At 32.9% G+C, this 8,182-nt stretch carries 5 protein-coding genes; 2 read left to right on the plus strand and 3 right to left on the minus strand.

Translation table 11 applies throughout. The features are described 5' to 3' along the window. Positions 1-2,427 (plus strand): reprolysin-like metallopeptidase (locus tag ACH2BO_RS00345; RefSeq protein ID WP_395042766.1); only part of this gene is annotated, 2,427 nt, incomplete at its 5' end. A 92-nt stretch (positions 2,428-2,519) separates the two neighbouring features. Then, positions 2,520-5,873, plus strand: coding sequence for a reprolysin-like metallopeptidase (locus tag ACH2BO_RS00350; protein WP_395042767.1), 3,354 nt, complete (start codon positions 2,520-2,522; stop codon positions 5,871-5,873). A 72-nt stretch (positions 5,874-5,945) separates the two neighbouring features. Here the strand turns inward: ACH2BO_RS00350 and pth are convergent, their stop codons facing one another. From pth to prs, 3 genes are all read right to left on the minus strand, one after another. Continuing rightward, entirely contained in the window at positions 5,946-6,587 is a 642-nt protein-coding gene (pth, locus tag ACH2BO_RS00355; RefSeq protein ID WP_395042768.1) for an aminoacyl-tRNA hydrolase, read from the minus strand. A gap of 300 nt (positions 6,588-6,887) precedes the next feature. Next, a complete protein-coding gene (locus ACH2BO_RS00360; RefSeq protein WP_395042769.1) occupies positions 6,888-7,493 on the minus strand; it encodes a 50S ribosomal protein L25/general stress protein Ctc in 606 nt (201 codons plus the stop codon). Positions 7,494-7,593: 100 nt separating this feature from the next. Then, positions 7,594-8,182 (minus strand): ribose-phosphate diphosphokinase (gene prs, locus ACH2BO_RS00365; RefSeq protein ID WP_395042770.1); only part of this gene is annotated, 589 nt, incomplete at its 5' end.

Here is an 8,182-nt window from a genome sequence, read left to right on the forward strand (position 1 = left end):
AAAGGAATTACTGATAAATATGCAATGTTAAAACTAAGTATTTCTCCTCAAGGTATACAAACAACAGTTTTTAGAACTGATAAGGAAAATGAGTTTATAGAACCATATTCTGTGGACAATACTATTTATGCTGTTTTTAAATCTCAAAGGGTTAAAGGAAATTTAGGGTGGTCATGCTCTACAGATGATGCAGATTTAGTAAATAATAAAACGAACAAAGTTAATACTAGTAGAGCAAACAACGGTCAGTTAAAAACAATGCGTTTAGCTCAATCTTGTACTGCTGAATATTCTAATTATTTTGGAGCAACTAGTGCTGCTCAAGTCGGATTAGTTTTGGCAGCATTTAATACTACTTTAACAAGATCTAATGGAGTTTATGAAAAGGATTTAGGAATTCACTTAAACCTTGTAGCTTCATCAACTAATGTGATTTATTACAATGCTGCAACAGATCCTTATTCAGCTGCTGCTGCAGGTTCTGGTGGAGCTTGGAATGCTGAATTACAAAATACTTTAAGTTCAACTTTAACAGGAACAGGAACAACTCTTGCTGCAAATAATGCGGCTTATGATATTGGTCATTTATTTGGTGCTTCTGGTGGCGGAGGAAATGCTGGATGTATTGGTTGCGTTTGTACTGATGATACTGCAAGTACAGCGGATACTAATAAAGGTAGCGGATTCACATCTCCTGGAGATAATGTTCCAACTGGAGACACTTTTGATATTGACTATGTTGTGCATGAAGTTGGCCATCAACTTGGAGGAACTCATACATTTTCCATGTCTAATGAAGGTACTGGAACCAATATGGAAGTTGGATCTGGAATTACAATTATGGGATATGCTGGAATTACTGATCAAGATGTAGCAACTAATTCTATAGCATTTTATCATGCAGTATCTATTTCACAGATACAAATAAATCTATTAAGTAAAACATGCCCAGTTTCAACAAATATTGCAGCAACTAATGCAACACCAGTTGCAAATGCTGGTGCAGATATTACAATACCTAAGAGTACTCCGTTTATTCTTACTGGATCAGCTACTGATGCAAATGCAGGTGACGCATTAACTTACAGTTGGGAACAATATGATAATGCTAACGCAACGCAAACTCTTGCAGCTAGTGCCGCTAGTGCAACTAAAGCTTCTGGTCCAAACTGGATATCTTTTAGTCCAACTGCCTCTCCTTCAAGGTACATGCCAAAATTATCTACTGTTTTAAGTAATTCTGTAACTACACCTGGACCAGAAGTTAACATTGAAGCGTTAAGTTCTGTTGCTAGAACTTTAACATTTAGATTAACTGTAAGAGATAATGTTCCTTATGTTGCATTAAATAAAGTGTCTCAAACAGGATTTGATGATAAAATAGTTACTATTGATGCTACTAGAGGACCTTTAAATGTTACTTCACAAAATACGGCTGGAATCAGTTGGATTCAAGGTAGTACACAAACTATTACTTGGGCAGTAAACAACACAAATGCAAGTACAGGTGGAACAAATGTTGATATATTATTATCTACAGATGGAGGATTAACATTCCCAACTACTTTAATTGCAACTACACCAAATGATGGTTCTGAAGCAATAACTGTTCCTAATGTTGCAGCAGTAAATTGTAGAATAATGGTAAAAGCTTCTGCCAGTATTTTCTTTAATGTTAACACTACTCCTTTTGCTATAGGTTATATAGTTACTAATGCTTGTAATACTTATACTGATAATGTTCCATTACCTTTTGTTGATCAAGCTCCAGGAAATTATACTACTCGAACTATAAATGTGCCAATAACAGGAACTATTTCTGACGTAAATGTAACAAACAATATTACTCATACTTATTTATCAGATGTTCAAACTGATATTAGTAGTCCTGTTAATCCAACCACTTTTATTAAATTGTTTAACAGAAGTTGTGGAAGTACTGATGGAACAGTAAATTTAAAATTTAGCGATGGTGGAGCTGCTATAAATTGTGCCTTGGGAAGCACATTACAAACTGTTGCGCCAGGAGGTTCTTTGGCAACATTTAATGGACAAAACCCTCAGGGAACATGGACTTTTAGAGTTTATGATAATTATTCGCCAGATACAGGAACAATTAATAATTGGGCAATTGAAGTATGTACTCAAACTGCAACATTAATTACAGAAGAGTTTGGTTTAGAAAACTTTGCTTTATATCCAAATCCAAATAGTGGTAACTTTAACATTCAGTTTAATTCATTAACAAATAATGAAATTAAAATAAATGTTATCGACATGAGAGGAAGACAGGTATTTAATAATTCATTTGAAAATACTGGATTGATAAATCAAAATCTTCAATTAGAAAACATTCAATCTGGTGTTTATCTTGTAACGATTCAAGATGGTAACAGAAAGGAAGTTAAGAAAATAGTTGTTGAGTAATCAATTTAAATTTTTTAAAAGGTCGCAATAAATTGCGACCTTTTTTTATTTAAAATTATTTAATATATTTAGCCCATAAAATCAAACAAACAATGAAAAAAACTTTACTAGTATCCTTAATAACTGTTTTGTTTAGCACTTTAGTGTTTTCACAAACCGACAGATTATGGACGTCTAACACAATTAACAGTGATAAAATCACAAAAGATAAAGGTGTTGCCAGACAATCATTTCCAAAAGAGTTTAAATTATTCAATTTGAACATTGATCTTTTAAGACAAGATTTATTTTCTTTAGTAGGAAATCAGTCGCTAAAACATGCAACAATTATTTCTTTGCCAAATGCAGATGGAAATTATGAGCAATTTGAAGTTTATGAAGCTTCAAATTTTGAAGCCGATTTGCAAGCACAATTTCCAGAAATCAGAGCTTTTTCAGGAAAAGGTATTACTGATAAATATGCAACATTAAAACTTAGTATTTCTCCACAAGGAATACAAACAATGATATTTAGAACAGATAAAGAAAATGAGTTTATAGAACCCTATTCACAAGATCACACCATTTATGCTGTTTTTAAATCTCAAAGAGCTAAAGGAAATTTAGCATGGTCATGCTCAACGGATGATAAAAAAATGGTAACTGATGTAAGTTCAAGGTTATCTAATACTAATAAATTTGATGACGGAAAACTAAGAGTTATGCGATTAGCACAATCATGTAATGGTGAATATGCTAATTATTTTGGAGCAACAAGTGCAGCACAAGTTGGTTTAGTTTTGGCAGCATTTAATGCAACATTAACTCGTTGTAATGGTGTTTACGAAAAAGATTTAGCTTTACATCTTAACTTGGTTGCAAGTTCTACAAACATAATTTATTATACTCCAACTTCAGATCCATACACAACATTGGCTAACTGGAACAGACAATTACAAAACACAATAAGTGCAAACTTAACTGGTCCAGCAACAACTTTGGCGGCCAACAATGCTGCTTACGATATCGGTCACATGTTTGGAGCTTCTGGTGGTGGTGGAAACGCAGGTTGTATTGGTTGTGTATGTGTGAACGATACCGCAAGCACAACAGACCAAAATAAAGGTTCAGGTATTACTTCACCAGCAGATGGAATTCCACAAGGAGATAATTTTGATATAGATTATGTTGTTCATGAAGTTGGACATCAATTAGGAGGAAATCATACTTTTTCAAATACTAATGAAGGAGCAGGAGTAAGTAAAGAAGTAGGTTCTGGTATAACTATTATGGGTTACGCAGGAATCACTGGTCAAGATTTAGCTCCACACTCTATTGATATTTTTCACGAAACTTCAATTGAGCAAATACAAAATAATTTAGTTACAAAAACGTGTCCTGTTACAACATCAATATCTGCTAATAATGCAACACCAGTAATTGCAGCAATTGAAAATTATATTATTCCTATCAGTACGCCATTTGTTCTTACAGGAGTTGCAACTGATGCAAATGTGGGTGACGCATTAACTTATTGTTGGGAACAAAATGATGATGGTGGTTCCTCAACAGGAGCAAATAGTAGCGCTAGTATAACAAAAACTATTGGCCCAAACTTTTTGTCTTGGTCACCAACAGCTTCACCTTCAAGATATTTTCCAAAGTTAACGTCTACGATTGCTAATTCTGCAACAACAAGTCAAGTTGGTGGTGATGCTGGAATGTTATCTGAAGCATTAAGTTCTGTTGCAAGAACTTTAAATTTTAGATTAACTGTAAGAGATAATTCACCATATAGTTCAACAGCACCAATTAAAGTAGGACAAACTGCTTTTAGAGATATGGCTGTAACTACAACTACAGCTTCTGGACCTTTTCTTGTAAGCGCTCCAAACACAGCGGTTTCTTGGGTTGTTGGAACTAATCAAACGGTTACATGGGCAGTCGCAGGAACAACTGGTAATGGAGTAAACTGCTCTTTTGTAGATGTGTTTTTATCAACAGATGGTGGTTTAACTTATCCAATTCAATTAGCAAATAAAGTTCCAAATGATGGTTCTGAAACAGTTACAGTTCCAAACAATGTAGGTTCTACAAATAGAATTATGGTAAAAGGAAATAATCAAATATTTTTCGATATTTCTAACGCTAATTTTTCTATTACTACAGCTCCTTCTAGCTTTGCAATTACACAATCAAGTGTTCAAAGTATTTTAGCATGTTCATTAACAACTACTTCATATACATTTAATTATAGTGCTTTAAGTGGTTTTTCTGGGTCAACAGCATTTAGTGTATCAGGAACACCTCCAGGATCAACGGTTTCATTTAGTCCAGCAACAATGAGTTCTACAAATGGAACAGTAACAATGACATTAAATAATCTTGCAACTGCAACTCCAGGAAATTATAATATGGTTGTTACAGGAACTTCAGGTGCAACTACAAGTGCCGTTCCATTTTATTTATATTTAGGATTGCCAAATGTAATTTTATCAACACCTTTAAATGCAGCAACTGCCCAAAACACATCATTAGCTTTGTCATGGTCAGTTAATCCAAGTGCTACTTCATATGATGTTCAAGTATCTATTAATTCAAGTTTTACCCCAATTCTTAGTTCAGGGAATGTGACTTCAAATTCATATAATTTAAGTGGATTAACATCAGGCACAACTTATTATTGGAGAGTTGCTCCTAAAAACCCTACTTGTACAGGAACTTTTGGAAGTCCTTTTTCTTTTACAACAGGTATTGTTACTTGTGCAACTTCTAATTCTGCAAATGTTCCAGTAACAATTCCTACAACGGTTGCAACTGTTACTTCTACATTAAATATTCCTTCTGGAGTAAGTATATCAGATGTAAATGTCACAGTAAATATTACGCATACTTGGATAAACGATTTGTCATTAACATTAACAAGTCCAACAGGAACCGTTGTAACATTAGTTGCAAATCCATGTAGTCCAAGTGTAAGTGTTAACGATATAGCAGCAACATTTGATGATGCAGGAACTGCATTTGTTTGTAGTAATTCTCCAGGAATATCTGGAACTGTTTTGCCAGCACAAGCATTATCAGCATTTAATGGACAAAGTTCAACAGGAACTTGGACATTAACTGTAGCAGATGCTTTTTCTGCGGATGGAGGTTCATTAAATAGTTGGAGCTTAAATATCTGTGCTGTTGCACCATTAAGTGTTAGTGAAAATGGGTTACAGAATTTTGCAATTTATCCTAATCCAAATAATGGAAACTTTAATGTTCAGTTCAATTCGTCTACTAATAATGATATATTAATTGGTGTTTATGACATGAGAGGAAGACAAATTGTAGACAAATCTATTGAAAATACAGGTTTAATAAATCAAAATTTACAATTAGACAATGTTCAATCTGGAGTTTATCTTGTAAGTGTTCAAGATGGAAACAGAAAAGAAGTTAAGAAGATAATTATTCAATAATTTTAAGATTAGATAATAATAATTTTAAGATTAGATAATAATGAAAATGGCTCGAAATTTTTCGAGCCATTTTTATTTTCCGTTATAAGTATTCATCGTGGTTTCTAATCCTGATAATGCAAATGAAGAAATTATTTGTGATGCTAATTCAAGACGTTCTTGTAATTTAGATTTTTCATCTTCGTTCCATTCGCCTAGAACATAATCTATTTGTTTACCTTTTTTAAATTCATCACTTATTCCAAATCTAAATCTTGGATATTCTGATGAATTTAATAGTAATTGTATATTTTTTAAACCATTGTGTCCGCCATCAGTTCCTCTTGGTTTTATTCTAATGGTTCCAAATGATAGATTTAAATCGTCTGTAATTACTAGTATATTTTCTGTTTCAATTTTTTCTTTTTCCATCCAATACTTTAGCGCTTTTCCACTAAGGTTCATGTAAGTATTGGGTTTTAATAGAATAATGTTTCGTCCTTTAATTTTAAATTCTGCAACATCGCCCAACTTGGCAGTTTGAAACGTTATGTTTTCTTTATTGGCAAAGTAATTTAATATTTTAAAGCCAATATTGTGACGTGTGTTTACATATTCTAAACCAATATTTCCTAAACCTACAACTAAGAATTTCTTCATTGGAACTTCGTCTTTTTCTGTTTTATTTTTAAATAATGTGTTTAACCAACCTGTATGCCGTTTTGGAATATTCATTTTGTAAATGTAAGAATTTGTTTTTAAAATTTGAATTTTATAGAAATGATAACTCTTTAACCCTGATAGGAATGAAAATCCTTTGGTTGCGGTTTTCGCGTAGCGAAAACCGCAACCAAAGATTGAAATGGATAGCAGGAATTACGATTGTTGAAAATGCCAAAAGTATCGTTTCTAATAATTAAGAATCTTAAATAATATTAGAATCTTAAACAATAAATTAGAATCTGAAACAAGTTCAGATTACATAAAAAAAGCACCTTGCGTTGGCAAGATGCTTTGATATAATGTGTGAAGAAATTATTTTTTCTTTTTTGCTCCACCTTTTTCTGCTTTTGCAGCTTCTTGAGCAGCTTTCATAGCAGCACGAGAAATCTTAACTTGAGCAACAACAGTGTTGTCTGGATGCATTAATTTGTATTTTTCTGCAACTAATTTAGTTACATACAATTTATTACCCATTTGAAGTTCAGAAATGTTTGCTTCAACAAAATCAGGAAGATTTTTAGGTAAAGCTTTTACTTTTAATCTTCTTTGATTTAAGTTTAAAACACCACCAAGAAGTACACCTGGAGAAGTTCCTGTAACTTTTACTGGCACTTCCATAACTATTTCTTTGTCGTCACTTAATTGAAAAAAGTCAATGTGTAAAATAGCATCACTTACTGGGTGAAATTGAATGTCTTGTAAAATTGCATTGTAAGTTTTTCCAGCCAAATCTATTGCAACTGTGTGCGCGTTTGGAGTGTAAACTAAGCTTTTGAAAGCTTTAATTTCTGCTGTAAAATGTACTGGCTGACTTCCTCCGTAAATAACGCAAGGAACCATTCCAGCATTACGTGCCGCTTTGGTTGCTACCTTGCCCACGCTTTCTCTTTCTGATCCTTTAATTGTAATCGATTTCATTGTAAAAATATATAGTTAATAATTATAAAAATTCTATTCAATAGTAATGTCAATTTCAAAAATCAATTTCAAAATTTTCATTTATTATAAGCGTTTGATTTTACATCAAGAACTTTCCACTTATTGAGTTGTTGTGCTGTACCATATGCATTACTTCTGCAAAAAGTGGTGCGCAACTTACTACTTTTATTTTTTTAGATTCTTTCTTTAATGGAATAGAATCAGTTACTATTAATTCTAATAATTTAGAATTCTCTATTTTTTCATATGCTTCGCCAGATAAAATGGCGTGTGTACATATTGCTCTAACGCTTAATGCGCCTTTTTCAATCATTAAATCGGCAGCTTTGGCTAATGTTCCTCCTGTATCGATCATATCGTCTACAAGAATTACGTTTCTGCCTTTTACTTCTCCAATTAATTCTATAGAACTAATTTCGTTGGCTACTTTTCTTTGTTTGTAACATATTACTACGTCAGATTCTAAAAATTTAGAGTAGGCGTAAGCTCTTTTACTTCCTCCCATATCTGGCGATGCAATTGTTAAATTGTCTAGATTTAAACTTTTTACATAAGGCAAAAAGATTGTCGATGCAAACAAATGATCTACTGGTTTTTCAAAAAAACCTTGTATTTGATCTGCGTGTAAATCCATCGTCATTACTCTTGTTGCACCTGCAGCATCTAGA

Origin of the sequence: Flavobacterium sp. (genome assembly GCF_043773265.1) — a bacterium.
Classification (GTDB): Bacteria; Bacteroidota; Bacteroidia; order Flavobacteriales; family Flavobacteriaceae; genus Flavobacterium.